Here is a 23,454-nt window from a genome sequence, read left to right as displayed (position 1 = left end):
CCGATCTCGACGACCATGTCCGACAACGCCTCCTCCACCGTGATCCGCCGCGCCGACTACACGCCGCCGGCCTTCCTCATCGATTCCGTCGCGCTCGAATTCGATCTCGCGCCGGCCCGCACGATCGTCAGGAATACGATGCGCGTGCGCCGCAATCCGGACGCCGCGCCCGCGCCGCACCTGGAGTTGATGGGCGAAGCGCTCGAATTCCTCGACGCACGGCTGGATGGTGCGCCGTTTGGCGCCGTGCGTGCGCACGAGCACGGGCTGACCGTCGAGAACGTCCCCGACGCATTCGAGCTGACGCTCGAAAGCGCATGCGCGCCCGACCAGAATACGACGTTGTCGGGCCTGTACGTGTCGAGCGGCAACTTCTTCACGCAATGCGAAGCCGAAGGCTTCCGCCGCATCACCTACTTCCTCGACCGCCCCGATGTGATGGCCTCGTACACGGTCACGCTGCGCGCCGACAAGGCCGCGTACCCGGTGCTGCTGTCGAACGGCAACCTCGTCGATTCGGGCGATCTGCCCGACGGCCGCCACTTCGCGAAATGGGAAGACCCGTTCCGCAAGCCCAGCTACCTGTTCGCGCTCGTCGCGGGCAAGCTCGTCGCGATCGAGGAAAAGATCACGACCGGCTCGGGCAAGGAGAAACTGCTGCAGGTGTGGGTCGAGCCGGCCGATCTCGACAAGACGCGTCACGCGATGGATTCGCTGATCCACTCGATCCGCTGGGACGAAAAGCGCTTCGGCCTCGAGCTCGATCTCGACCGCTTCATGATCGTCGCGGTCGGCGACTTCAACATGGGCGCGATGGAAAACAAGGGGCTCAACATCTTCAACACGAAGTACGTGCTGGCGAACCCCGAGACCGCGACCGACACCGACTTCGCGAACATCGAATCGGTGGTCGGCCACGAGTACTTCCACAACTGGACGGGCAACCGCGTGACCTGCCGCGACTGGTTCCAGCTGAGCCTGAAGGAAGGCCTGACGGTGTTCCGTGACCAGGAATTCTCGGCCGACATGGCCGCGGGCGACGAAGTCGAATCGGCGGCGCGCGCGGTCAAGCGCATCGAGGACGTGCGCGTGCTGCGCCAGCTGCAGTTCGCCGAGGATGCGGGCCCGATGGCGCACCCGGTGCGCCCGGAGAGCTACGTCGAGATCAACAACTTCTACACGATGACCGTCTACGAGAAAGGCTCGGAAGTCGTGCGGATGTATCAGACGCTGTTCGGCCGCGACGGCTTCCGCAAGGGGATGGACCTGTACTTCAAGCGCCACGACGGCCATGCGGTGACCTGCGACGACTTCCGTCACGCGATGGCCGACGCGAACGGGCGCGACCTCGCGCAGTTCGAGCGCTGGTACAGCCAGGCCGGCACGCCGCGCGTGTCGGTGCGCACCGCGTACGATGCAGCCGCGCGCCGCTATACGGTCACGCTCGCGCAGGGCTACGGCGACGCGTCGCCGGCCGCGCGCGAAACGCAGCAGGGGCCGCTGCTGATTCCGTTCGCGATCGGCCTGATCGGCCGCGACGGGCGCGACCTGCCGCTGCGCCTCGACGGCGAAGCCGCCGCATCGGGCACGACGCGCGTGCTCGACTTCACCGGCACCGAGCAGACCTTCACGTTCGTCGACGTGCCCGAAGCACCGCTGCCGTCGCTGCTGCGCAATTTCTCGTCGCCGGTGATCGTCGAGTACGACTACAGCGACGACGATCTCGCCTTCCTGCTCGCGCACGACAGCGATCCGTTCAACCGCTGGGAAGCCGGCCAGCGCCTCGCGACGCGCGCGCTGCTGACGCTTGCAGCACGTGCCGCCGCGAACGAGCCGCTCACGCTGGGCGAGAACTTCGTCGCCGCGTTCCGCCGCGTGCTGACCGATGCGACGCTGTCGCCGGCGTTCCGCGAACTCGCGCTGACGCTGCCGTCGGAAACCTATCTCGCCGACCAGATGGCCGAGGCCGATCCGGCCGCCGTGCATCGCGCGCGGCTGTTCGTGCGCCGCCAGCTCGCGACCGCGTTGCGCGCCGACTGGCTCGCCGCGTACCAGCAGCACCAGACGCCCGGCGCATACGAACCGACGCCGGAGGCCTCCGGCCGCCGCGCGCTGAAGAACCTCGCGCTCGCGTATCTGGCCGAACTCGACGACCCGGCCGACGCCGTGCGCCTTGCGACCGCACAGTACGACGCGGCGAACAACATGACCGATCGCGCGGCCGCGCTCGGCGCGCTGCTGTCCGCCGCGGCCGCGGGTGCGGACGAACCGGCCGAGCATGCGCTCGACGATTTCTACCGTCGCTTCGAGAAGGAAGCGCTCGTGATCGACAAATGGTTCGCGATGCAGGCGGCGCAGCGCGGCACGCCCGCGCAGCCGACGCTCGCGAAGGTTCGCAAGCTGCTCGCGCACCCCGCGTTCAACCTGAAGAACCCGAACCGCGCGCGCTCGCTGATCTTCAGCTTCTGCGCGGCCAACCCCGCGCAGTTCCATGCGGCGGACGGCTCGGGTTACGCGTTCTGGGCCGAACAGGTGCTCGCGCTCGACGCGATCAACCCGCAGGTCGCGGCGCGCCTCGCACGCTCGCTCGAACTGTGGCGTCGCTTCACGCCCGCACTGCGCGACCGGATGCGCGCAGCGCTCGAGCAGGTTGCCGCCGGCGCGAAATCGCGCGACGTGCGCGAGATCGTCGAGAAGGCACTCGCCTGACGAAAGCGACCGCATCGCGCCTGCGCGATAAAGCCGGTGCCGCGTGACGCGGCGCCGGCTTTTTTATTTTGCGCGAGTGCGATTGGAACCGGGCGGAATCGCGGGGTCCGATCGCGCAATTTGCCGCCGCTGCGATGCGCACCTCGCCCGTCGCCAACGCCGGAAACCGGGCCGATCCGGCCGCCCGGCCTTGTAACCGGACGAAAAAAGCCGGCGGCACGCGAGGCGCGACGGGTAAAATTGCGGCAATTCAAGGATTCTTTGGCCTTTCGGAGTCTGTCATGTCCATTGCCCGCCGCACCACGCTGTCGAAGTTCCTGATCGAACAGCAACGTGAGACCAACAACCTCCCCGCCGACCTGCGCCTGCTGATCGAAGTCGTCGCCCGCGCGTGCAAGGCGATCAGCTACAACGTGTCGAAGGGCGCGCTCGGCGAAGCGCTCGGTACCGCCGGCAGCGAGAACGTCCAGGGCGAAGTGCAGAAGAAGCTCGACATCCTGTCGAACGAGATCCTGCTCGACGCGAACGAATGGGGCGGCAACCTCGCCGCGATGGCGTCGGAAGAAATGGAAACGTTCTTCCCGATCCCCGCGAACTACCCGCGCGGCGAATACCTGCTCGTGTTCGATCCGCTCGACGGCTCGTCGAACATCGACGTGAACGTGTCGATCGGCACGATCTTCTCGGTGCTGCGCTGCCCGGACGGCAAGCAGGCCACCGAGGAATCGTTCCTGCAGCCCGGCACCGAGCAGGTCGCGGCCGGCTACGCCGTCTACGGCCCGCAAACGGTATTCGTGCTGACGACCGGCAACGGCGTGAACTGCTTCACGCTCGACCGCGAAGTCGGCTCGTGGGTGCTCACGCAGAGCAACATGCAGATCCCGGCCGACACGCGCGAATACGCGATCAACGCATCGAACGCGCGCCACTGGTACGACCCGGTCAAGCGCTATGTCGACGAGCTGAACGCCGGCAAGGACGGCCCGCGCGGCGACAACTTCAACATGCGCTGGATCGCATCGATGGTCGCCGACGTGCACCGGATCCTGAACCGCGGCGGCATCTTCATGTACCCGGCCGACAAGCGCACGCCCGATCGCCCGGGCAAGCTGCGCCTGATGTACGAAGCGAATCCGATGTCGTTCATCGTCGAACAGGCGGGCGGCGCCGCGACGACCGGCACGCAGCGCATCATGGAAGTGCAGCCGACGGGCCTGCACCAGCGCGTGCCCGTGTTCCTCGGTTCGAAGAACGAAGTCGAGCGCGTCACCGGCTATCACGACGAAGCCGAATAATTTGCACTGCAGCACTGGACGGAGATGCGCGACGCAAGTACAATCGCGCCTCGCGATGTGGCCCTGACCGGCCGCATCGCAGTGAAGTGAAAGCGGGAAGTCCGCCGGATCGACGGTTTCGCGAAGCAACAGCAGTAGCAAGCTGAAAAAAAGTTCGCAAAACCTATTGCCAAGATCTCGGATTTGACCATATAATTTCATTTCTCTGCTGCCGGTGTAGCTCAGTTGGTAGAGCAGCGCATTCGTAATGCGAAGGTCGTAGGTTCGACTCCTATCTCCGGCACCAAGACATAAAGGTCTGACAAGCATCGCTTGTCAGACCTTTTCTCTTTTCCGGCGCCGAAATCGTACGCCCGCCCTCTCCCGCGCCACGTCCGCTTGCGCGGCATCTCCCGCGTCGCGCTCCGGCGATTGAAATCGCCGGACCACTCTGCCCTCTCCCGCAACACGGCAACCACACTCCGCGCACCAACCTGACCGATCTCGTCGCACCGCGCTTCACCGCGTTCTGCTTCACGCTCGATGGCGTGTCCGATCCGGGCGCTGGCCGATCTCGAACGACGCCTGCACGATGCGCGGATACCGTTCGCACTCGTCACGCTCGCACGGCACGCGGCGCTGCGGCAACCGGCCTGTGTCGGCCATGACGACGACAGCCGGCTGTTCGACATGTACGCGCGCGATGGCACCGTCAACCTGGGGCGCACTGACGAACATGTACTCGGCCGCTGGCAAGACGCTCGCACCGACGACACGGCCGCCACGCTCGAACGCGCGCTGGGTCCGCACGCATCGACCGATCCTTAGGAGACCGCATGATGCCCGACGCCGAACGCGACACGCCCTATACCGACCTGTTCCGCACGATGCCCCATCTCGGCGAAGCCGACGCATCGCTCTTTCTCGCCCGTTTCGCACTGCTGTCGATCGAGGCGATCAGCGATACCGCGACCGTCGCGCGGCTGATCGTCGACGCAGGCAACGGACTGCCCGATGCGGGCATGCAAGCGTCGACGCGCGAAGGGCATGGTTCCTGACTGACGGACTTTATCGACGACCATTTCTTACGGATTCATTGCGCCACGCATCGTCCGCGCACGAGCCGCACCGTACGCAGACGAATTCCCTGGAAAATCCGCATAAGGGTGCATAACATTACTTAACGATTCTGACCCGTCTATCGCGTTACATTGCGTGGGCGGCGCGGCGGGTCGCAATGCCGCCTTCACCCAGCTTGCGGCGCGACAGCCGAAGTCCGGTCATTTCGACTCAACACAAGGAGAGGACCACCATGACTCATGGCTTGATTATGTGGCTCATCATCGGCGCGATCGCCGGCTGGCTTGCCGGCGTGCTCGTCAAGGGCGGCGGCTTCGGGCTGATCGTCGACATCATCGTCGGGATCGTCGGCGCGGTGATCGGCGGCTGGCTCGCCGGGCTCCTCGGCATCAGCATCGGCAGCGGCTTCATCGGCTCGGTGATCGTCGCGGTCATCGGCGCGGTGATCCTGCTGTTCGTGATCCGGCTATTCAAGCGAGCGGCCTGACGCTTCTCTCCACGCGCCTTCGGGCGCGTTTTCGCATCAGGCCGGCGCGCGGTCCGTTCGCCGCGCGCCACCGGCTCGTTCAGCGCTTCACGCGCCGCGACCAGCCGCCGGGCACGTCGGCCGCCAGCAATCCGCTGCGCGCTGCGCGTGCGCCATCGCGCCCGACCCACACGGTGCGCGGCATTTCCCCTCTCCATCCCGCATCGAACGCCGCGAACCACTGCGCAACGCCGGCAGCGAACGATTTCACAGCGACCACTTCAGTTCTCCATAGAACGTTCGGCCCGGATACGGATGGAACACGTAGTAGCGGCGGTCCGTCAGGTTGTCGATGCCGACCGACGCGGTCCAGTGACGGTCGAAGCGGTAGCGCGCCTTCAGGTCGACGACCGTGAACGAGCTCGTGCCGCCGTAGACGTCCGGATTCACGTCGCTGTTGTCGAGCGTGTTGAACTGGCGGCCCGAATAGCGCACGCCGACGCTCGCAAGCCAGTGCTCGTCGAAGCGATACGACGCGAGCAGGTTCGCGCGCATGCGCGGAATACGTGGAAAGCGCGAGCCGACATACGCGGGATTCGCGGCATCGGCGAGGATCTGCGCGTTGCTCGCCGACACGTTCGCATCGATCGCGAGCCCCATCAGCCCGACGTTCTCGCCGCTGAACGCGAGCTCGACGCCGCGCACGCGCACGCGGTCGACGTTCGAGATGTTGGTGACGGTCGACGCGCCCGACACGGTGGTCTGGCTGTAGATCGAATCGCGCAGGTCGCTCTGGAACACGCTGGCGCGCACGACGCCGACGCCCACGTCGTGTTCGGCCGTAAAGTCCCAGTCGATCGCCCTTTCCGGCCGCAGGTTCGGGTTGTTGTTGACGATCGCGTTGTTCGAGATCGTGCCCTGGAACAGCTCGCCGACCGTCGGGAATCGCGTGCCGGTCGCGAACGACAGCCGGAAACGCCAGACGTCCGTCGCGTCCCACTGCAGCGCGACTTTCGGTGACAGCGCGTTCGCGCCGCGGTCCGCATAGCCGAGCGTGCCGGTCGCGTTGCCGAGCGCGCCGCCGTACGCATCCCAGCGCTCGTAGCGCAGCCCAAGCGTCGCGAGCCAGCCCGGCGCGAAGCGCCACGCATCCTGCCCGAACAGCGCCTGCGTACGCGTATCGCCGCGATAGACGCTCGACAACGACGTGGTCGGCCCGGCCAGCCAGTCGGCCGTGTTGTACGTGACGTTGCGCAGGAAGTAATTGTCGTAGTGGTAGCCGAACGTGAACGTGTGACCCTTCACTTCCGGCGCCTCGGCCTTCAGGTCGAGCGTGCGCCAGCCCGTGCCGTCGCCCTGGAACAGCGTGCCCGCGCCGCCCTGCACGGTCGACGCCGCGCGCAGCACGTCGCGCGACACGTCGTACGCGGACACGACGCCCGACAGCCGCCAGCCGGAATCGAGCCGGCCGTTCAGGCCGAGCGCATACAGCCAGTTCTCCTGGTCGCCGCGCTGCGGCGCGAACGCATTCGGCGCGATGGTCATGTTCCGGCCGCCGATCGACACGTTGCCGCCGTAGACCGGATTTCCGGCCGCATCGCGCAGGAAGGTCTCGCCGTGCTGCCGGTAATGGTTCTCCCAATGGCCGAGCGTGAGCGTCGCGTCGACGTGGTCGGTGAACGCATAGCCCATCCGGACCGTCTCGTTGAGCTGCTCGGTCCGCTCGATCGTCTGCGCGCCGACGATCGTCCGCGGCTTGCCGTTGGGCCCGATGTCGGTCGCGGCGCCGGCCACGGGCACGGCACCGCCCAGCTTCGGGTTGTAGGCCGGATTGGGGCTCGCGTACTGCATCGGCTGCCCGTTGTTCTCCAGCCGGTCGAGCGACAGCGCGAACCAGAACCGGCCGATGCGGTTCGCGACCCGCGCGGTCTGGTGATTGCCGCCGAAGCTGTCCGCGAACCCGTAGCCGTCGTGGTAGCGCTGCGTAAAGAACTGCGTCGACAGCGACGCCTCGAGTTTTTCCGGGCGGCGCGTCGTGAGCAGCACGGTCGAGCCGATCGAGTTGCCGGGATACAGCGCGGAAAAGGGGCCATAAAGCACGTCGACGCGCGCGATGTCGTCAGGCGAAATCAGCGACCAGCGCGGCGGGTACGCGTAGCTCGAGCCGAGCAGGTTCGACAGCAGCACGCCATCGGCATAGACAAGCCCGCGTGCGCTCTGCAGTTCGTTGAAGTCGCGGCCCGCGAACACGCTGTTGCGGTCGCCGATATAGCGCTTGCGAACCATCAGGCTCGGCGCGTACTTCAGCGCGTCCTCGGTGGTGACGTTGGTATGCGTATCGATCTGCTCGCGCGTGATCGACTCGACGACGGCCGGCGTATCCGGATCGACGGGTTGCCGCTGCGCGGTCACGCTAACGGCGGTCAGCGTATCGCCGGCCGGTGCAGCCGACGCGGCTGCGACTGCAGAGGCCGGCGCGGCACCGGCTGAACGATCGATACCGCTGCGGGCCGGATCGTTGCGTGCATCATCGGGCGAGGCCGCGTGGGCGGCTGGCCACGCGAAAGCGGCCGCGCACGCGAGCGCGAGCCGGCCGAGCGACGACCGCGCGGCGAAGGTAGACGACATGAGTGAATTCCTGAAAACGTGATCGGACGCCGCCGGACACGAGCGGACACGCCGCGCACGAACGGCGCGGCGCGCGGGCCCGGCCGCGGGCAGCACGCGCGCCACCGGGGCGCGCGAACGACATCAATCAGATCGGGGCGTTTTCAGGCGGGGCGCGCGGCTGCGCGAGACGAATGCCCTTGCGGGGGAAATCGGGAACGGCCGGGGTGGCCGCGCGGTAGGCGAACGTCCGTACGAAGCCCGGCATAGCGGGCAGGCTCGCGCCGAGTGCGACGTTCGCCGCGAAGCCCGGGCAGTACACGCAGTGCGGCACGCCGGCATGATCGAACGACGATGTGTCGCGGTCGTCGCCCGACTGCGCGAGCACGACCTGGCGGGCGCCCGCTGCACTGCACAACTCGAGCGTGAGCTCGCCGGAGCCGCTCGACGCAAGACGCGCATAGCCGATGACGGGCGACAGTACGTTCAGTACCAACGCCAGCCATACAAGGCCGATCCATCGCGTCGTTCGTTTCATCGCGGTCCAGGAAAAAGTGCGCGCAAGTATAACAAGCGGCCCGATCGTTACCGATCGCTCAGGACGCAATAGTCGGCATCGCAGCGCATGTGCCGTTAATACAACAGAGACAAAATCTAACGATTCGTCTCTGGCACAAATCCAAGCACGAGGTTGATAATCATCGAACCTGCTGGAGAAACAACCATGGACGAAAGACCAACTCGCATGCCACCGCCCGAGCAAGTGATGAGCCCGGATCCGGAACCCGTCGGCGTGGAATTCCTCGCCGAATTGCCCGAGCACGTCCGGGCATTCTTCGACGAGCAGCACAAGCTGTACTCGCCGAAGTGAACGCCTGTTCGGTTCTGTAACCGCCGCGTGTCGATCATCGCTATCGTGCGGTTCATCGCTGCGCATCGCGCGCAATTCGCGTCGCACCCGGGCCGCAACAGCCTGACGGTGCCGGATCAGCTCGCCTGCTGATTCTCCTGTCGCGTCGCTACGCCGCGCGACTGTCTTCGTCTATTCTTCTGGTTTTCCACGTCCGGCCCGCCCGGCTCTCCCGATCATTCCGATGAAGCAAGCCATTCGTGCCAGCGTCGCTGTCGCCGCGCTCGGCGTCGCCCTCTTTTCGTCGCCGCGCATCGCCACCGCAGACGGCGATGACACCGCCCTCACCAACGTCGTCGCGCTCGCGTCACAGCGCCTCGCGCTCGCCGAACCGGTCGCGCGATGGAAATGGGCGAATCACAAGGCGATCGAGGACCAGCCGCGCGAAGCGGCACTGCTCACGTCGGTCGAGAAGCGCGCGGCAGAGGCCGGCGTCGATCCTGCGTTCGCACGGACGTTCTTCGAGGATCAGATCGCTGCGAGCAAGGACATACAGAACGCACTGTTCGCGACCTGGCGCGCGACGCGGCCGCCCGAGGGCACACCACCCGATCTCGCGACCAGCACGCGCCCGGCGCTCGACCGGCTGACGCAGAAAATGCTCGCGGGCCTCGCGCAAGTCGCGCCGCTGCGCGATGCGCCCGATTGCCAGGCGCGGCTTGCTCGCAGCATCGCGAACTGGAAGACGCTCACACGCTACGACTCGACGCAGACGCGGGCGCTCGACACTGCGCTGTCGCATGTCTGTTCGGCCGGCGGCGCAAGCGCGATCGGCTGACGCGGCAGGCAGGCACCGCAGGCGCGGATTGCGCCGCTGCGCTCAACCTGCGGGCGTCAGCGCAGCAAGCGGGATCAGTTGAAGCCCGCGCGCGAGATGCGTCTGCAGCAGGCGATGAGTAAAGGGTTCGAACGTGCCGTCCGCCGCGTCGGCCACGAGCCGGACGGCCGCATCGAGCGATTCGGCCGAACCGAGGTAGCGCCAGCCGTCGATCACATGGAACAGGCGGCGCTCGCCGTTCGCCTCGAACGCAACGGCCCCGTCGAACGGCCAGGGCGCACCGCCCGCACGGGCCGTATCGGCCGCCGGGCGCCGGTTGTACGACGGACGCAGCCGGGCGATCCATTGCGCTTCGGCCAGCATCGCGCCCAGTTCATTACCGGTCTCGTGCCATTCGACACGCCGCACCTGCTGCGCGAGCCGCATTTCCTTCGAAGAGCGCCGCTCGCCCGTCAGCAGCGCACGCAGCCGCTGCCGCACGCGCACGCTGCGACCGACATACAGCGCTGCGTCACCCTCCCCGAACAAAGCGTATGCGCCACACCCGGCCGGCGCGGTGTCGAGCCAGGCTTCGGTCAGATCGCCGGCCAGACGGAAATGGCGCGTCGTACGCGCGATCTGGTCGCGCAGCCGCTCGAGCGGCACGATGTCGTGCAGCTGACGCCAGAACTGCCAGAGCAGGTCGGCATCCGCGAGCGCCCGGTGGCGCGCAGCCGGAACGAGACCATGCCGTTCGATCAACGCATCGAGCCCGTGCCGCGATTCGCGCGGGAACAGCGCGCGTGACAGCCGCACCGTACACAGCACATCGGGATTGAACGCGAAGCCGGCACGCTCGAACTCGGCGCGCAGGAAACCGCGGTCGAAACTCGCGTTGTGTGCAACGAACAGCTTGCCGTCGAGCCGCTCGAACAGCGCCGGCGCAAGCGACGCGAACGACGGCGCGTCGCGCACCATCTCGTCCGAAATGCCCGTCAGTTGCTGGATGAATGGCGGAATCGACTGGCCCGGATTGACGAGCGTCGTCCACGTCGACACGCCGAGCGGGCCGATTTCGACCACGCCGATTTCGGTGATGCGATGCTCGGCGGACGAGCCACCGGTGGTTTCAAGGTCGACGAAGACGAGCGGTTGTTCGCTGGCGGGATCGGACAGGCGGGAATCGGACATGAAAAGACACGGAAACGATGCTTCCGTGAGTATGCACCGGCACGCGTGTTCGCCGCCAGCACGGACGGGAACGATCCGCCCCCGGAAAACAAAAAGCCCCCGCCATGCGGGGGCCGGACGTGATCGGCAATGCGTGGCGCGTCAGACCGCCTGGATATTCGCTGCCTGCTTGCCTTTCGGCCCGACTTTCACGTCGAATGAAACACGCTGATTTTCCTTCAACGTCTTGAAGCCGTCCATCCGGATTTCGGAAAAGTGCGCAAACAAATCTTCGCCGCCATTGTCCGACGTAATAAAGCCAAAACCTTTAGCATCGTTAAACCATTTCACGATACCGGTATCCATGTCTTCGTTCCCCACTCGTTTAGATCAAAAAAGCTATTTTTATAGCCGTTTCCCGAAATCCCGAAACATTGCGCCAGCACCCGCACCAGCACGCCGCCCGAGGACGGAGTGCTGACTTTATAAATTGGACAATCCGGGTGCGTCAAGAAAATTTTTGACGACCTCTTTATCAAAAAAGCGCTAATGCCATTGGAATCGGTACCCCATCGCCTTTGATTAATTGATTCCCATCAAAAACCTGTCAATATTACCGGGATCGGATCAGCAATAATCTCGGCCATGAAAATCCTACCGGGGACAAATCGACTCGGTAAAATCCTCGGGTTTTTTCCGGGTTGCGGAAATCCGGGGACGTTGCGATGCTGGTGTAACGCCGAAAGGAAGGAGAAGGTCATGTGGCTGGACGGAATCAAGCGCTTCGCGAGCCGGCTCGGACGCGTACGTCGCAAGTCCCGCGCCTTGGCCGAGTCCGCTCGCGAAGCGCCGTGCGACACCGAGTTCGATACGACGTGGCACGGCGATCACTGGCAGAACCTGCTCGCATCGCCGCTGGACGCACGCCACTACGTGATGGAAGACTGGACCTATACGCCGCCGCACACCGAGACCGAGGAAGCTGCGCCGGCGGGCAAGCGCAAGAAGCGGCGCTCGTACGCGCAATAGCACACGGAAAGCGGGCAAAAAAAAGCGCGACTGGGAAGTCGCGCCGACAAAGGTTTGGAGATCTTTTCCGTCAACGAAAAAGTCTGCTTCGGAAAGCAGAGATCGCAGTATAGCGAGAGAACAACCTTTCATTAGCCATGCTCCACACAAACCTCTATTGCCGATGCGTCAATAATCGCGCTAGAGCTGCCGCCCCCTCCTTCTGATCGCCTGTCGCGATCACGCAACGCCCGTTACGCAGTCCTGATCACCATTTCCATTCGCTGCGCTGCCGCAAACCCTTGATGGATAACGGTTTCCACATGTTTGTCTATCTTTGCGGATTCCAAAATACACTATTGCTTAAAGCGTGACCCTCGTCCGCTCCGAGCACTCCGTACACTGCAAATGGCTTTCTGATACGCGCACCGCCGCTCTGCCGGGCCGGTCACAGCGTCACCCAAACATGCCGGTTCGGCAGCAGGTTCGATCGATATCATCCTGTTTGGAGACAGATCCATGAAAAAGACCCTGATTGTCGCCGCCTTGTCGGGCGCGTTCGCGACCGTCGCCCATGCGCAAAGCAGCGTCACGCTATACGGACTGATCGACGCCGGCATTACCTACACGAACAACCAGCACGGCCACAGCGCGTGGCAGGAAACGAGCGGCTCGATCAACGGCAGTCGCTGGGGCCTGCGCGGCACCGAGGATCTCGGCGGCGGCCTGAAAGCGATCTTCACGTTGGAAAACGGCTTCGGCATCAACAACGGCACGCTGAAGCAGAACGGCCGCGAATTCGGCCGGCAAGCGTTCGTCGGCCTCGCGCACGACAGCTACGGTTCGCTGACCTTGGGCCGGCAATACGACAGCGTCGTCGACTATCTCGGCCCGCTGTCGCTGACCGGTACGCAGTACGGCGGCACCCAGTTCGCGCACCCGTTCGACAACGACAACCTGAACAACTCGTTCCGGATCAACAACTCGGTCAAGTACCAGAGCGCGAACTACAACGGGCTGAAGTTCGGCGCGTTGTACGGCTTCTCGAATTCGTCCAGCTTCTCGAACAACCGCGCGTACAGCGTCGGCGCGTCGTACAGCTTCATGGGCTTCAACGTCGCGGCCGCGTACATGCAGCTGAACAACAACATCAATTCGCTGGCGCTCGCGGCAACCGATCCTGGCGCGGTCGCCGGCGACTGGACCTTCGCGGCCAGCCGCCAGCGCACCTGGGGCGGGGGCCTCAACTACACGTTCGGGCCGGCGACCGCGGGCTTCGTGTTCACGCAGACGCGCCTGACCAATTCGGCCGGCATCAGCGCGGGCCAATCCGGCGTGTCGGGCGGCATTCCGCTGGCGGGCGGCACCCGCTTCAACAACTACGAACTGAACGGCCGCTATGCGCTCACGCCGGCGCTGTCGCTCGCGGGCTCGTACACGTACACCGACGGCCGTCTCGACGGCCAGAAGCCGAGCTGGCACCAGTTCAACCTGCAGGCCGACTATGCGCTGTCGAAGCGCACCGACGTATACCTGCAGGGCGAATATCAGCGGGTGCTGGCGGACGGCCTGCCGATCGGCGCCAACATCAACGGGCTGGGCGCCGCATCGTCGACCAACAAGCAGATCGCGGTCACGACCGGCCTGCGCCATCGCTTCTGAGCGACCGGCGCATCCGCTTCACGCCGGATGACGAAGCGCCCCGCCGGGGCGCTTTTTCTTTGCCGGAATACGTGGGCCGCCGCTCAGGCGCCCGGTGCCGGATAGCGGACGTCGAGTATGTCGATCGGCTGCGGGCCGGCCGGCGTCATCAGCGTAACGGTATCGCCGATCTTCGCCTTGATCAGCGCACGCGCGACCGGCGAAATCCAGCTGACGCAGCCGTGGTCGAGATCGACCTCGTCGATCCCGACGATCGTGACCGTGTGGTCCTCGCCGTCCGGCGTCTCGTAATCGACCGTTGCGCCGAAGAACACCTGGTCGACATTCTCCTGACGACTCGCGTCGACGACTTCGGCGAGATCGAGCCGCTTCGTCAGGAAGCGGATGCGGCGATCGATCTCGCGAAGCCGCCGCTTGCCGTAGATGTAGTCGCCGTTCTCCGACCGGTCGCCGTTCGACGCGGCCCACGACACGAGCCGCACGACCTCGGGGCGCTCGACGTCGATCAGGTTCAGCAGCTCGTCCCGCAGCCGCTTGTGGCCGGCCGGCGTGATGTAGTTCTTCGCGCCCGCGGGAATCGCGGGTTGAGCCTGGTCGAGATCGTCGTCGTCACCGTCCGACTCTTTGACAAACGCCTTGTTCATGATGCAGATTCAACACGTGGATGACTGATGCTCCAAGGGTACACGAAGGGCGCCCCGCCAAGGTCGCGCCGCGTAATTCGCGAATAAGGCTTCCCTTTTTATACAACCCTGCTATAATTTCGCTTCTGCGTGCGGCTGTAGCTCAGTTGGATAGAGTACTTGGCTACGAACCAAGGGGTCGTGGGTTCGAATCCTGCCAGCCGCGCCACCTTTTCGAGGGCCTTCCAAACCGAAGGCCCTTTCAGTTCGAAGTAGTAGTGTTTTGTTTTGCGTGCGGCTGTAGCTCAGTTGGATAGAGTACTTGGCTACGAACCAAGGGGTCGTGGGTTCGAATCCTGCCAGCCGCGCCACCTTTTTGGGGGCCTTCCCATCGCAGAAGGTTCCGACAGTTGAAGCAGTACCGTTTTGCGTGCGGCTGTAGCTCAGTTGGATAGAGTACTTGGCTACGAACCAAGGGGTCGTGGGTTCGAATCCTGCCAGCCGCGCCACCTTAAAAGGGCTTTCCTCCGGGAAGGCCCTTTTTCTTTTCTGCCCCTCCCCCGTCATTCACGCCCCGATTTGCGAGCGCCCGATGCGCTTCGGAAGAGCGCCGGCAAGGCCGCACCTTCGCTCCACAGCACACATGAAAACGGCGGCCATCGGCCGCCGTTGAACGATCTCCCGCAAGACGGGTACGCGTCAATAATCCTGCCGTTCGCGCTCGATGCGCATGCCGCCGTCGTGGCGCGCATGCGCGCCGTCGTCGGTCGAGCGCTCGCGCATGATCCGCATCACGTCCGGATTGGTTCGCACGCGCCGCATCACGTTCGCGAGATGCACGCGATCGCTGACCTGGATCACGAAACGCAGCACCGTCGATTCGTGCGTCAGATCCTCGTCCATCGCGATATGGACGATGTTCGCGTCGGCCGACGTGATGTCCGCCGCGACGCGTGCAAAGATGCCCTTCGTGTTCTTCACGAGCGCCTTCACCGCGACATCGAACAGTCGGCCCGGCTGCGGCGCCCATTCGACGTCGATCCAGCGGCCCGGATCGCGGCGATGGATGCGCTGCGCGACGCGGCAATCGGTCGTATGAATCGCCATCCCCAAGCCGATGCCGATGTAGCCCATGATCGCATCGCCCGGAATCGGCCGGCAGCATGCCGACAACTGCACGGACATCCCTTCGGTACCGGTAATCACGACCGGCGGCGCATGATGCGCCGGATGCCGCTCGGACTTCGGCAGGTCGTCGTCCGCGTCGCGGCCGCTCATCAGCACCTCGATGCGCTTGGCCATCACCGCGGCGACGCGGCGGCCGAGGCCGATATCCGCGAAAATTTCCTGACGGCTCTTGTTGCCCGTCCACTGCACGAGCTTTTCCCACACCTCCGGCGCAACGTCGGCCAGCGCGAGACCATAGCCCTTCAGGCTCTGGTCGACGAGCCGCTCGCCAAGCTGCACGGATTCGTTCAGGCGCATCGTCTTCAGGTAGTGACGAATCGCCGAGCGCGCCTTGCCGGTACGCACGAAGCCGAGCCACGCGGGGTTCGGCTTCGAGTACGGCGCGGTGATCACCTCGACGATGTCGCCGCTCTTCAGCTCGGTGCGCAGCGGCAGCAGTTCGTTGTTGATCTTCACGGCCACGCACTGGTTGCCGAGATCGCTGTGGATCGAATAGGCGAAATCGAGCGCCGTCGCGCCGCGCGGCAGCGCCATGATCTTCGACTTCGGCGTGAACACGTAGACCGCGTCGGGGAACAGGTCGATCTTCACGTGCTCGAGGAATTCGCTCGAATCGCCGGCTTCGCTCTGGATGTCGAGCAACGACTTCAGCCACTGGTGCGCGCGCTTCTGCACGTCGCTGAGATCCGCACTGCCGTTCTTGTACAGCCAGTGCGCGGCGACCCCCGCCTCGGCAATCTCGTGCATCTTGCGCGTGCGCACCTGGAACTCGATCGGCGCGCCGAACGGGCCGACGAGCGTCGTGTGCAGCGACTGATAGCCGTTGATCTTCGGGATCGCGATGTAGTCCTTGAACTTGCCGGGCACCGGCTTGTACAGCGAGTGCAGCGCGCCGATGCACGTGTAGCAGTCGAGCGGGCTGTCTACGACGACGCGAAAGCCGTACACGTCGAGTACCTGCGAGAACGACAACTGCTTGTCGCGCATCTTGCGGTAGACGCTGTAGATGGTTTTTTCGCGGCCGGTGATCTCGGCGTCGATCTTCGCGTCGGCCATCGCGCGCTGCGCGGCCTCGAGGATCTTGCTGATCACTTCGCGGCGGTTGCCGCGCGCGGCCTTCACGGCCTTCTCGAGCGTCGCGTAGCGATGCGGATTGAAGTTCGCGAAGCTCATGTCCTGCAGCTCGCGATACGTGTTGTTCAACCCGAGCCGGTGCGCGATCGGCGCATAGATGTCGAGCGTTTCCCGCGCGACGCGGCGGCGCTTTTCCATCGGCACCGCGCCGAGCGTGCGCATGTTGTGCAGGCGGTCGGCGAGCTTGACGAGGATGACCCGCACGTCGCGCGCCATCGCCAGCAGCATCTTGCGGAAGTTTTCCGCCTGCGCTTCCTCGCGGCTGCGGAATTCCATCTTGTCGAGCTTCGACAAGCCGTCGACCAGTTCGGCGACCTTCGGGCCGAACCGTTCGGCCAGCTCGTTCTTGGTCACGCCCTGGTCTTCCATCACGTCGTGCAGCAGCGCGGCCATCACGGCCTGCGCGTCGAGCTTCCAGCCGGCGCAGATTTCGGCGACGGCGACGGGATGGGTGATGTAGGGTTCGCCGCTCTGGCGATATTGACCGAGGTGGGCTTCGTCGCTGAAGTGGAACGCCGCCTTGACCTCTTTGATTTCGTCCGGGGCGAGATACTCGGCAAGCGCGGCCGTCAGTTTCGCGATCGAAACGACGCCGTGCTTGCGCGGCTGCTCCGGAGTGGCGGTCGGCCCGAACAGATGCCGGAAGGACTGTTCGAGGACCGCGTCGATGTACTGGCGCGCAGGCGACTGGGCCGTGGCTTCGGTGGTCGAATCCGCGGAGGCGGACGATGGGGTGGTGCTCATATTCGCCTCCAGGTCGAGTCGTTGCGCGCGTGGACTACATGGCTGGAACGGGCCGGATGCGCGTTACACCGGCACCTTCTTCAGCATCTCGACACCGACCTGGCCGGCGGCGATCTCGCGCAGCGCGACGACGGTCGGCTTGTCGCGGCTTTCGATCTTCGGCGTATGGCCTTGCGCGAGCTGCCGCGCGCGATAGGTGGCGGCGAGCGCCAGTTCGAAGCGATTCGGGATTTGCTTCAGGCAGTCTTCGACGGTAATGCGAGCCATGTTGGTAATTCCTTCTGAATATAGTGCTTATTCTACCTTATGTCCCTCGTGCCCCGCGTCATTCCGCGTGGGGCAGATGGATGCCGAGCTCGATGAACAGCTCGGCGTGTCGCGCGTACTGCGAAGCAAAGCGCAGGCGCGTCGCCGCGACGATGCATTCGAGCTCCGCGAGCGCACGCTCGAAATTCTCGTTGATCACCACGTATTCCGCTTCCGACGCGTGCGCGATCTCGCTGCCGGCGGCAAGCAGACGCCGCGTGATCACGTTCGGCTCGTCCTGGCCGCGCTTCTTCAAACGCTCCTCGAGCGCGTCGAGCGACGGCGGCAGGATGAAGATGCCGACCGCATTGCGGAACTGCTTCTTCACCTGCAATGCGCCCTGCCAGTCGATCTCGAGCAGCACGTCGTGGCCGTTCTTCATCTGTTCTTCGATCCAGACGCGCGACGTGCCGTAATAGTTGCCGTGCACTTCCGCGCTCTCGAGGAATTCGTGCGCCGCGTGACGCGTGCGGAAATCGTCGACGGTCGTGAAGTGGTAATGCTGGCCGTCCTGTTCGCCCGGGCGCGGCTTGCGCGTCGTGTACGAGATCGACAGGCAGATGTCGCTGTCCTTCGACAGCAGCGCATTCACGAGCGTCGACTTGCCGGCGCCCGACGGTGCGACGACCATGAACAGGTTGCCGGGATAGACGCCGCCGTGCAGCGAATGCGCGGCGTGGCCGTCGTGAGTGGATTCGATCATGTTGCGTTACTCCAGGTTTTGCACTTGCTCGCGCATCTGCTCGATCAACAGCTTGAGCGCCATCGACGCGTCGGCCAGTTCCTTCGCCGCCGCCTTCGAGCCGAGCGTGTTCGCTTCGCGATTCAGCTCCTGCATCATGAAGTCGAGACGCTTGCCGACGCGGCCGCCCTTCTCGATCACATGACGCGTTTCGTTCAGGTGCGCGGTGAGCCGCGACAGCTCTTCCGCGATGTCGATCCGGATCCCGTACATCGTCACTTCCTGACGAATGCGTTCCGCGGCTTCCTCGCGCGTCACGATCGGCGCGCTGCCTTCGGGCGCCGCGATGCCGAGCGCTTCCTGCAGCCGCTCGACGATCTTCTGCTGATGCTTCGCGATCAGCTCCGGCACGAGCGGCGTGATGCGCGCGACGATCGCTTCCATCTCGGCGACGTTCGACAGCAGCATCGTCGCCAGTTGCGCGCCTTCGCGCGAACGCACGACGACGAGTTCGCCGATCGCTTCCTTGCCGCATGCGAGCACCGCGTCGCGGATCGCGTCGGCCGACACGCCGCTTTCGGCGATCACGCCGGGCCAGCGCAGGATCTCGCCCGCGCGCAGGCGGCCGACGCCCGGGAACGAGTCGAGCACCGCGCGCTCGAGATCGGCAAGCTGGCCGAGCGCCGACTGGTTCAGCGCGCCCGCGCCGATGCTCTGTTCGCCGCGCTGCAGGTTGATGCGCACGTCGACCTTGCCGCGCGACAGCTTGTTCATCAGCATTTCGCGCAGCGCGGGTTCGCACGCGCGCACGTCGTCCGGCATCCGGAAATTCAGGTCGAGGAAGCGCGAGTTCACGGTGCGCAGTTCGACCGACACGCTGGTGCCGCCGTTGCCGGTGGCCGTTGCGAGTTCGCGCGTCGCGCTCGCGTAGCCCGTCATGCTGTAGATCATGGTTCGTCTCGCCGTCTGGTTGCCCTCGCGGGCGGGGATATGTCGAGGCGCCCGGCGCATCGGACCAGCGCGGGGCGGGAAGCGCGCATTATCCCATTTTTGCGGACCACCCCGCCGGGCAAGCCCGCCGTTCGGCGCTAAAATCGGGGTTTCCTCTCCTTCCGCGATTCCCACATGACGTCCTCCCTTTCCCGCCCGAGCGGCCGCCGCGCCGACGAACTGCGCAAGGTCGCCCTCACGCGCCACTACACGAAACATGCGGAAGGCTCCGTGCTGGTCGAATTCGGCGACACCAAGGTGCTCTGCACCGCGAGCGTCGCCGAGCGCGTGCCCGAATTCCTGCGCGATCGCGGGCAAGGCTGGCTGACCGCCGAATACGGGATGCTGCCGCGCGCGACGCACACGCGCAGCGACCGCGAAGCCGCGCGCGGCAAGCAGACGGGCCGCACGCAGGAAATTCAGCGCCTGATCGGCCGCGCGCTGCGCGCGGTGTTCGATCTCGAGGCGCTCGGCCCGCGCACGATCCACATCGACTGCGACGTGATCCAGGCTGACGGCGGCACGCGCACGGCGAGCATCACCGGCGCATTCGTCGCCGCGCACGATGCCGTGTCGAAGCTGATGGCGGCCGGCAAGCTCACGCGCTCGCCGCTCACCGACCACGTCGCCGCGATCTCGGTCGGCGTGTACGAAGGCGCACCGGTGCTCGACCTCGACTACGCGGAAGATTCGCGCTGCGACACCGACATGAACGTCGTGATGACGGGCGCCGGCGGTTTCGTCGAAGTCCAGGGCACGGCCGAAGGCGTGCCGTTCTCGCGCGCCGAGATGAACGCGCTGCTCGACCTCGCGCAGGGCGGGATCGCCGAGCTCGTGCAGCTGCAGAAGGACGTCCTGGGCGCCGGCCATGCCTGACGATCGCACCATCGCGCCGCTGTCGCGCATCGTTCTCGCGTCGAACAACCCCGGCAAGCTGCGCGAATTCACCGCGCTGTTCTCGACGGTCGGCATCGAGATCGTGCCGCAGGGCGACCTTGCGGTGCCCGAGGCGGACGAACCTTTCGGCACGTTCATCGAGAACGCGCTGACGAAGGCACGGCACGCGTCGCGGCTCACCGGGCTGCCGGCGATCGCCGACGATTCGGGCCTGTGCGTGCGCGTGCTGCGCGGCGCGCCGGGCGTCTATTCGGCGCGCTACGCGCAGCGCGCCGGCCGCGACAACGGCGACGCGGCGAACAACGCGTATCTCGTCGAGCAGTTGCGCGGCGTCGACGACCGGCGCGCATACTATTGCTGCGTGCTCGCGCTCGTGCGCCATGCGGACGATCCCGAGCCGCTGTTCGCCGAAGGGCGCTGGGCCGGCGAGATCGTCGACGCGCCGCGCGGCGAGCACGGATTCGGCTACGACCCGTATTTCTACCTGCCGTCGCTCGGCGCGACGGCAGCCGAACTCGAGCCGGCCGTGAAGAACACGCACAGCCATCGCGCGCTTGCGCTGAAGGCGCTGCTTGCGCGGCTCGCGGAGGAAGCATGACCGTGCCCGATACCTATCCGCTGCGGGAGGTCGCATGAGCCAGGCCGCGGAAACCGGCGCGCGCGTCGTGGCGACGTTCACGTCGCCCGGACAGGTGCGGCTCACGTCGCTGCCGCCGCTCGCGCTGTACGTGCATTTTCCGTGGTGCGTGCGCAAGTGCCCGTACTGCGATTTCAACTCGCACGAGTGGAAAGGCGAACGATTCCCTGAAACCGAGTATCTCGACGCGCTGCGCGCCGATCTCGAGCAGGCGCTGCCGCTCGTGTGGGGACGGCAGGTGCATACCGTGTTCATCGGCGGCGGCACGCCGAGCCTGCTGTCGGCGGCCGGTCTCGACCGGATGCTGTCCGACGTGCGCGCGCTGCTGCCGCTCGACGCCGATGCCGAGATCACGCTCGAGGCGAATCCGGGCACGTTCGAGGCCGCGAAGTTCGCGCAGTTCCGCGCAAGCGGCGTGAACCGGCTGTCGGTCGGCATCCAGAGCTTCAACGAGGCGCACCTGAAGGCGCTCGGCCGGATTCACGACACCGCGCAGGCGCGCGCGGCCGTCGAGATCGCCGCGAAGAACTTCGACAACTTCAACCTCGACCTGATGTTCGCGCTGCCGAACCAGACGCTCGACGAATGCCGCACGGACATCGAGACCGCGCTGTCGTTCGCGCCGCCGCATCTGTCGCTGTATCACCTGACGCTCGAGCCGAACACGCTGTTCGCGAAGTTCCCGCCGGTCGTCCCCGACGACGACGCGTCGGCCGACATGCAGGAATGGATCCACGCGCGCACGGCCGAGGCCGGCTACGGGCGCTACGAGGTTTCCGCTTACGCGAAGCCGAATCATCAGTGCAAGCACAACCTGAACTACTGGCGCTTCGGCGACTATCTCGGGATCGGCGCGGGCGCGCACACGAAGCTGTCGTTCCCGAACCGGATCCTGCGGCAGGCACGCTACAAGCATCCGGCGACCTTCATCGAGCAGGCGATGGCCGGCGCGGCCGTGCAGGAAGAGCGTGAAGTCGGCGCGCGCGACCTGCCGTTCGAGTTCATGCTGAACACGCTGCGGCTCGTCGAGGGCTTCCCCGTGCACAGCTTCGCCGAACGCACGGGCCTGCCGATGAGCACGATCGAGCCGGCGCTGAAGGAAGCGGAACGGCGCGGGCTGATCACGCGCGATTTCACGCAGATCGCGCCGACGCCGCTCGGCCAGCGTTTCCTCAACGACCTGCAGGAATTGTTCCTGCGCGACGATTGAAGCGATGCCGACTCCGGTCGACAGCGGCGGCATTTCGGTTACAATGCCGCCTCGCGTGGAAGCGTGGCCGAGCGGTTTAAGGCACTGGTCTTGAAAACCAGCGACGGGAAACTGTCCGTGAGTTCGAATCTCACCGCTTCCGCCAGGAAATTCGCCAAACCCCGTCCATTCGCTGAATGACGGGGTTTTTGTTTGTCCGCACGCCCCTGCCCCAACGTTCCGACGCATCGCACCGGTTGCCGTTACAATCCCGCGCTCCGATTCGCGAAAACGGGAAACCCACGTCATGAAACCCTTCATCGTCTCGTCGCTCGTCGCCATGCTGGCTGCCGTCAGCACGCACGCGGCGGCCGACACCGCCTCCGGCAGCGGCGCGCAGGCGTCGTGCGCGATCGCTTACGTGACCGGCGTCGGCGGCTCGCCGCGCGGCCTGAGCGAATACCTCGCGAGCCCGTCGCCCTACAACTACCTGAAGGACAACGATCTCCAGTGCAAGGTGTCGGACGACGGGCGCACGTCGAACTGCACCGGCGTGACCTACCTGCGGAACGAACAGGTCAGCGTATACGACGATTCCGATCCGGCAACGCTGACCGTCGTGGCGCGCGTGGAGCTCGACCACGGCCAGAAGTACCCGGTGATCGTCGTCGTGCAGCGAAAGGACGCGCGCTGCAAACAGTGACGCAGCCATGCGCGCGAGCGCGTCCGTCGAGGCGGAACTCGCGCTCGCGGCAGCGCACAACCGAATCCGCGCAACGGCCGCTGTCGCGCCCCGCCGGAAGCCTCCCGGCCCGCCCCGCGATCACCTAGAATTCGTTCAACACGGCGACACGACCGCCGCCGCGTACTCGATGCCGCACACGCCACCCCTGCGCGCGGCACACGGAGATCGCCATGACCGAACTGTCGACACCGACGGATCACGTCGATTACGAAGGCTTCGAGATCCATGTCGTGCCGGCCGCCGCGCCCGGCAGCGACACGCGCTACACGTACACCGGCTACGTGTGCCATCCGGGCGCGAATCCCGCACTGCCCGGCCACGCAGTGCCGTTCCACGCGGACGGCGAGGAAAGCTTCGCGAGCATCGATGAAGCAGTCCACGAAGCCGTGCACATCGGCAAGAGCATCATCGACGGCACGCATCCCGACCTGTCGGTGCTGTCGCTCGTCACGCACGGCTTCTGAACCGGACGAAGGACATCGCATGTGATTGTGCGGGTGTCGGTCGCAGTGCCGCATTCGGCGACCGCTACGCGCAGCCGGACGATCGACGCGAGCCTGCGCGAGACTCGCGCGCCGCGCCTTTCAAGCTTTCAAACTTGCAACATGGCGCGCCGGCATGCGCGTGCGCTGCCGTAACGCGAGCGAGTCGAGCGCGCTGTCACATGTCACGTCAC

23 protein-coding genes, 5 tRNA genes and 1 pseudogene are annotated in these 23,454 nt (G+C 65.5%); 19 read left to right on the top strand and 10 right to left on the bottom strand.

The genetic code is table 11. The annotated features are described in order from the left end of the window. Window positions 1-15: 15 nt before the first annotated feature. The 6 genes from pepN (at window position 16) to ACM6JT_RS05970 (ending at window position 5,550) form a co-directional block, all read left to right on the top strand. Window positions 16-2,709, top strand: coding sequence for an aminopeptidase N (gene pepN / locus ACM6JT_RS05995; RefSeq protein ID WP_414856103.1), 2,694 nt, complete (start codon window positions 16-18; stop codon window positions 2,707-2,709). Between the two features lie 281 nt (window positions 2,710-2,990). Then, the gene (locus tag ACM6JT_RS05990; RefSeq protein ID WP_034182997.1) at window positions 2,991-4,004 is read left to right on the top strand and encodes a class 1 fructose-bisphosphatase; all 1,014 of its coding nucleotides are present in this window, start codon (window positions 2,991-2,993) and stop codon (window positions 4,002-4,004) included. A gap of 210 nt (window positions 4,005-4,214) precedes the next feature. Further along, window positions 4,215-4,290 (top strand) — tRNA-Thr (locus tag ACM6JT_RS05985). 236 nt (window positions 4,291-4,526) lie between these two features. After that, on the top strand, window positions 4,527-4,811 hold the full coding sequence (locus tag ACM6JT_RS05980; protein WP_414856102.1) for a hypothetical protein: 285 nt from the start codon (window positions 4,527-4,529) through the stop codon (window positions 4,809-4,811). An 8-nt stretch (window positions 4,812-4,819) separates the two neighbouring features. Next, window positions 4,820-5,041 (top strand): hypothetical protein, encoded by a 222-nt coding sequence (locus ACM6JT_RS05975; protein ID WP_414856101.1) that lies wholly within the window; start codon window positions 4,820-4,822, stop codon window positions 5,039-5,041. A gap of 254 nt (window positions 5,042-5,295) precedes the next feature. Continuing rightward, on the top strand, window positions 5,296-5,550 hold the full coding sequence (locus ACM6JT_RS05970; protein ID WP_034182994.1) for a GlsB/YeaQ/YmgE family stress response membrane protein: 255 nt from the start codon (window positions 5,296-5,298) through the stop codon (window positions 5,548-5,550). 79 nt (window positions 5,551-5,629) lie between these two features. On the opposite strand, the pseudogene ACM6JT_RS05965 reads toward ACM6JT_RS05970, so the two are convergent. The 3 genes and pseudogenes from ACM6JT_RS05965 to ACM6JT_RS05955 form a co-directional block, all read right to left on the bottom strand. Then, window positions 5,630-5,764 (bottom strand): annotated as a pseudogene (locus ACM6JT_RS05965) (TlpA family protein disulfide reductase); the annotation flags it as partial. A gap of 32 nt (window positions 5,765-5,796) precedes the next feature. Further along, window positions 5,797-8,157 (bottom strand): TonB-dependent receptor, encoded by a 2,361-nt coding sequence (locus ACM6JT_RS05960; RefSeq protein WP_414856100.1) that lies wholly within the window; start codon window positions 8,155-8,157, stop codon window positions 5,797-5,799. 127 nt (window positions 8,158-8,284) lie between these two features. Further along, window positions 8,285-8,674, bottom strand: coding sequence for a DUF2946 domain-containing protein (locus tag ACM6JT_RS05955; RefSeq protein WP_034182992.1), 390 nt, complete (start codon window positions 8,672-8,674; stop codon window positions 8,285-8,287). 228 nt (window positions 8,675-8,902) lie between these two features. Here ACM6JT_RS05955 and ACM6JT_RS05950 point away from each other — a divergent pair, with 228 nt between their 5' ends. Beyond that, the gene (locus ACM6JT_RS05950) at window positions 8,903-9,007 is read left to right on the top strand and encodes a chorismate mutase (RefSeq protein WP_162484450.1); all 105 of its coding nucleotides are present in this window, start codon (window positions 8,903-8,905) and stop codon (window positions 9,005-9,007) included. A gap of 223 nt (window positions 9,008-9,230) precedes the next feature. Further along, window positions 9,231-9,824 carry a chorismate mutase gene (locus tag ACM6JT_RS05945; RefSeq protein WP_414856099.1) on the top strand — a complete coding sequence of 198 codons (594 nt, stop codon included), beginning with the start codon at window positions 9,231-9,233 and terminating at the stop codon, window positions 9,822-9,824. A gap of 42 nt (window positions 9,825-9,866) precedes the next feature. Here ACM6JT_RS05945 and ACM6JT_RS05940 read toward each other — a convergent pair whose 3' ends face one another. After that, on the bottom strand, window positions 9,867-10,994 hold the full coding sequence (locus tag ACM6JT_RS05940) for an exonuclease domain-containing protein (RefSeq protein WP_414856098.1): 1,128 nt from the start codon (window positions 10,992-10,994) through the stop codon (window positions 9,867-9,869). 141 nt (window positions 10,995-11,135) lie between these two features. Continuing rightward, complete coding sequence (locus tag ACM6JT_RS05935; RefSeq protein WP_006476615.1) at window positions 11,136-11,339, bottom strand: cold-shock protein; 204 nt, start codon at window positions 11,337-11,339, stop codon at window positions 11,136-11,138. 393 nt (window positions 11,340-11,732) lie between these two features. Here ACM6JT_RS05935 and ACM6JT_RS05930 point away from each other — a divergent pair, with 393 nt between their 5' ends. Both ACM6JT_RS05930 and ACM6JT_RS05925 read left to right on the top strand, forming a co-directional pair. Then, on the top strand, window positions 11,733-12,002 hold the full coding sequence (locus ACM6JT_RS05930; protein ID WP_034182989.1) for a hypothetical protein: 270 nt from the start codon (window positions 11,733-11,735) through the stop codon (window positions 12,000-12,002). A gap of 498 nt (window positions 12,003-12,500) precedes the next feature. Continuing rightward, the gene (locus ACM6JT_RS05925; protein WP_034182988.1) at window positions 12,501-13,643 is read left to right on the top strand and encodes a porin; all 1,143 of its coding nucleotides are present in this window, start codon (window positions 12,501-12,503) and stop codon (window positions 13,641-13,643) included. A gap of 83 nt (window positions 13,644-13,726) precedes the next feature. Here ACM6JT_RS05925 and greB read toward each other — a convergent pair whose 3' ends face one another. After that, entirely contained in the window at window positions 13,727-14,287 is a 561-nt protein-coding gene (gene greB / locus ACM6JT_RS05920) for a transcription elongation factor GreB (RefSeq protein ID WP_034182987.1), read from the bottom strand. Window positions 14,288-14,418: 131 nt separating this feature from the next. Between greB and ACM6JT_RS05915 the strand changes: the two genes are divergently transcribed. The 3 genes from ACM6JT_RS05915 to ACM6JT_RS05905 all read left to right on the top strand — a co-directional run bounded on the left by ACM6JT_RS05915 (window position 14,419) and on the right by ACM6JT_RS05905 (window position 14,775). Further along, window positions 14,419-14,495: transfer RNA gene (locus ACM6JT_RS05915), tRNA-Arg, on the top strand. A 65-nt stretch (window positions 14,496-14,560) separates the two neighbouring features. Next, window positions 14,561-14,637 (top strand) — tRNA-Arg (locus ACM6JT_RS05910). Between the two features lie 61 nt (window positions 14,638-14,698). Further along, a tRNA-Arg gene (locus ACM6JT_RS05905) sits at window positions 14,699-14,775 on the top strand. Window positions 14,776-14,965: 190 nt separating this feature from the next. Here the strand turns inward: ACM6JT_RS05905 and ACM6JT_RS05900 are convergent. The 4 genes from ACM6JT_RS05900 to ACM6JT_RS05885 all read right to left on the bottom strand — a co-directional run bounded on the left by ACM6JT_RS05900 (window position 14,966) and on the right by ACM6JT_RS05885 (window position 19,271). Next, window positions 14,966-17,332, bottom strand: a complete 2,367-nt coding sequence (locus ACM6JT_RS05900) for a RelA/SpoT family protein (protein WP_034182986.1) — start codon at window positions 17,330-17,332, stop codon at window positions 14,966-14,968. A 63-nt stretch (window positions 17,333-17,395) separates the two neighbouring features. Continuing rightward, a complete protein-coding gene (gene rpoZ, locus ACM6JT_RS05895; RefSeq protein WP_006025620.1) occupies window positions 17,396-17,599 on the bottom strand; it encodes a DNA-directed RNA polymerase subunit omega in 204 nt (67 codons plus the stop codon). Window positions 17,600-17,657: 58 nt separating this feature from the next. Further along, the gene (gene gmk, locus ACM6JT_RS05890; protein WP_034182985.1) at window positions 17,658-18,341 is read right to left on the bottom strand and encodes a guanylate kinase; all 684 of its coding nucleotides are present in this window, start codon (window positions 18,339-18,341) and stop codon (window positions 17,658-17,660) included. Window positions 18,342-18,347: 6 nt separating this feature from the next. Then, window positions 18,348-19,271, bottom strand: a complete 924-nt coding sequence (locus ACM6JT_RS05885; protein ID WP_034182984.1) for a YicC/YloC family endoribonuclease — start codon at window positions 19,269-19,271, stop codon at window positions 18,348-18,350. A gap of 174 nt (window positions 19,272-19,445) precedes the next feature. Here ACM6JT_RS05885 and rph point away from each other — a divergent pair, with 174 nt between their 5' ends. From rph to ACM6JT_RS05855, 6 genes are all read left to right on the top strand, one after another. Next, entirely contained in the window at window positions 19,446-20,186 is a 741-nt protein-coding gene (gene rph / locus ACM6JT_RS05880) for a ribonuclease PH (protein WP_105391851.1), read from the top strand. Beyond that, window positions 20,179-20,805 carry an RdgB/HAM1 family non-canonical purine NTP pyrophosphatase gene (rdgB, locus tag ACM6JT_RS05875; RefSeq protein ID WP_111017612.1) on the top strand — a complete coding sequence of 209 codons (627 nt, stop codon included), beginning with the start codon at window positions 20,179-20,181 and terminating at the stop codon, window positions 20,803-20,805. The genes rph and rdgB overlap by 8 nt, the downstream gene beginning before the upstream one ends. A 34-nt stretch (window positions 20,806-20,839) precedes the next feature. Next, complete coding sequence (gene hemW / locus ACM6JT_RS05870) at window positions 20,840-22,054, top strand: radical SAM family heme chaperone HemW (RefSeq protein ID WP_034182981.1); 1,215 nt, start codon at window positions 20,840-20,842, stop codon at window positions 22,052-22,054. A 57-nt stretch (window positions 22,055-22,111) separates the two neighbouring features. Continuing rightward, window positions 22,112-22,199 (top strand) — tRNA-Ser (locus tag ACM6JT_RS05865). A 141-nt stretch (window positions 22,200-22,340) separates the two neighbouring features. Continuing rightward, window positions 22,341-22,736: a hypothetical protein gene (locus ACM6JT_RS05860; RefSeq protein ID WP_034182980.1), complete on the top strand. Its 396-nt coding sequence runs from the start codon at window positions 22,341-22,343 to the stop codon at window positions 22,734-22,736. Between the two features lie 212 nt (window positions 22,737-22,948). After that, window positions 22,949-23,242 carry a hypothetical protein gene (locus tag ACM6JT_RS05855; protein ID WP_034182979.1) on the top strand — a complete coding sequence of 98 codons (294 nt, stop codon included), beginning with the start codon at window positions 22,949-22,951 and terminating at the stop codon, window positions 23,240-23,242. The last annotated feature ends 212 nt before the right edge of the window (window positions 23,243-23,454 follow it).

This window comes from Burkholderia sp. IT-111MI5, from assembly GCF_949752865.1.
In the GTDB taxonomy this organism is placed as follows: Bacteria; Pseudomonadota; Gammaproteobacteria; order Burkholderiales; family Burkholderiaceae; genus Burkholderia; species Burkholderia pyrrocinia_C.
The sequence above is the reverse complement of the archived record's forward strand: the minus strand, read 5'-3'. Positions and strand labels throughout refer to the sequence as shown.